This is a genomic window from Salipiger sp. HF18, assembly GCF_011806505.1.
Classification (GTDB): Bacteria; Pseudomonadota; Alphaproteobacteria; order Rhodobacterales; family Rhodobacteraceae; genus Salipiger; species Salipiger thiooxidans.
In genome coordinates this window covers 1-2203 of sequence record NZ_JAATOS010000597.1, presented here as the reverse complement: position 1 = coordinate 2203, position 2203 = coordinate 1, and the positions used below count along the sequence as shown (strand labels likewise).

The window sequence follows — 2203 nt, the reverse complement described above, 5'->3', positions numbered from 1 at the left end:
CCAGGTGCGGCTCCATTCGGTGCCGTTGGCCAGCACGCCGTTGGGGTGCGGGTAGCAGCCCGAGAACGGGCTGGCGCGCGACGGCACGCAGGAGGGTGCGGTGACGTGGCACTGCTCGAAGCTCACGCCGTGTTCGACCAGCCGGTCGATGTTGGGCGTGTCCATCTGCGACGCGCCGAGCGCGCGGATGGTGTCGTAGCGCTGCTGGTCGGTGACGATGAGAACGATGTCGGGACGCTGGTCGTCCGTGGGGTCTCCCGGTGTTTATTCCATGACAAGCGCGAAGAAGCGCTCGTTCACCTGGTCCATGTGGGCCTGCATGGCGGTCCGGGCGATGTCGGGCATGCCGCGCTGGAGCGCCGCACGGATGCGGCGCTGGTCGAGCACGGTATTGCGCCGGTTGGTGATCGAGAGGGTCTGGTTGTACCAGAGTGACCACATCTCGCCATAGCGGTAATCCCAGAGCTGGCGCATCAGTGCCTGCAGAAGCTGGTTGCCGCTGGCCTCGCCGATGATGGCGTGGAAGCGGGCGCCGGCGATGTCGTAGCGGGTGACGTCGCCGTCCTGCGCGCCGTCGCGGGCGAGCCTCTTAACCGGGCTCTACCTGCACACCAACGGCGTCTTCCGCAACGACGAGAAATGGCCGCAAAGCCGGGTCGGGCGGCTGGCGAGCTAGGGCTGTCGCTGCGTGAACGTCGGCAAGATGCACACCTCGCCTTTCGAGAAATCCTCCGGCTTCCACGAGCGCCACGTGGTCGAAAACAAGGACCGGGCCACCTCGCGCCTGCCGTTCTTCATGGGCAACTGGAACAAGGCGATCTTTGCCTGCGGCGAGACGAAGCCGAGCCGCCGCAGCTACCGCCTGCTCTACGACATCCCGTTCCGCTCGGGGCTGAGCGCGGCCGAGCAGCCTCGCGGTCTGCCGCGGGTGGCGATCCCGGTGGCGGGCTGCTGAGCGTGTCGCACACGCAGCGCCGCTACAGCGAAGAGCTCGAGATGCAGCGCCGCGACACCATCGGCGCGCTGGAATGGCATAGCACCGCCGCCAAGAGGTGTGGCCAGCGCGCGCTTGCGTCGCGGTCGCAACTGCGGCGCAGGCATGGTAGCGCTGGACCGCCCGACGCGGTTCGGGCAGAGATCCGCACGCCGCCCGGGCCATGGTCCCGTGGCGGGCGCTGCACCCCGGCGGGCCTGCGCGGCCCGTCCCCGTCCCGGAGGAGCCATGACCCAGTCCGATACCCCTGCGACCGACGCTCTCTGCGCCGAGACCCCGCGCTGCTGCGGTGGCGGTGGCCGCGCGCCCTCGGATCTCGACCACATGGCGGGGGCAGAGGCGGGGAAGGCCGGCCCCCGGGGGGGGGAGGAGGGGAGAACGGGGGGGCCGCGCGAGGGGCCGGGCGGGTTCTTCGACATGGGCGCGCGCAAGTCGACATTTGCCGAGGACCTCGACAGCCCGCGCCGCAAGGTCTTCGTCTCGCCGTTCCGGATCTCGCCCTACACGGTCACCAACGCCGATTTCGCCCGCTTCGTGGAGGCGACCGGCTACCGCAGCGTCGCCGAGCGCGAGGGCTGGAGCTACGTCTTCCACCTGCTGCTCCAGACCCCCGCCGACTGGCCGGTCTCGCCTCCGGGCCTGCGCTGGTGGCGCCGGGTCGACGGCGCCTTCTGGGCCCAGCCCGAGGGGCCGGGGACCGACGTGGCGGATCGTGGCGACCACCCGGTCACCCATGTCGCATGGTATGATGCGCTGGCCTATTGCCGCTGGGCGGGCGTGCGGCTTCCCCGCGAGGCCGAGTGGGAACGGGCCGGGCGCGGCGGGCTGGCCCACCTGAAATTCCCGTGGGGCAACACGCTGGTCCCCGGAGGGGAGTTCGCGATGAACACCTGGCAGGGCCGCTTCCCCGACGAGAACAGCGCCGAGGACGGCTACGTCGGCACCGCGCCGGTGGGCTCCTACGCGCCGAACGGTTACGGGCTCTACAACATGACCGGCAACGTCTGGGAATGGGTGCAGGACTGGTTCGGACCTCGGGGTGCGCCGAAGGGCGTGCCGCGCGATCCGCGAGGCCCCGAGAGTGGCACCGCGAAGGTACAGCGCGGCGGGTCGTTCCTTTGCCACGTCAGCTATTGCGACCGCTACCACGTGCATTCCCGCACCCGCAACGACCCCGACAGCTCGACCTCGAACAGCGGGTTCCGCATC

The 2203-nt window shown here is 70.2% G+C and carries 4 protein-coding genes; 2 read left to right on the top strand and 2 right to left on the bottom strand.

The genetic code is table 11. The features are described from left to right. Both HC022_RS24660 and HC022_RS24655 read right to left on the bottom strand, forming a co-directional pair. On the bottom strand, window positions 1-228 hold a 228-nt coding region (locus HC022_RS24660; RefSeq protein ID WP_368484732.1), incomplete at its 3' end, for a sulfatase-like hydrolase/transferase. Between the two features lie 36 nt (window positions 229-264). Continuing rightward, window positions 265-540 (bottom strand): FCD domain-containing protein, encoded by a 276-nt coding sequence (locus HC022_RS24655; RefSeq protein ID WP_167454150.1) that lies wholly within the window; start codon window positions 538-540, stop codon window positions 265-267. Between the two features lie 148 nt (window positions 541-688). Between HC022_RS24655 and HC022_RS28855 the strand changes: the two genes are divergently transcribed. Next, on the top strand, window positions 689-955 hold the full coding sequence (locus HC022_RS28855; RefSeq protein WP_217704109.1) for a hypothetical protein: 267 nt from the start codon (window positions 689-691) through the stop codon (window positions 953-955). A 267-nt stretch (window positions 956-1222) separates the two neighbouring features. Continuing rightward, window positions 1223-2203 (top strand): formylglycine-generating enzyme family protein (locus HC022_RS24645; RefSeq protein WP_167454149.1); only part of this gene is annotated, 981 nt, incomplete at its 3' end.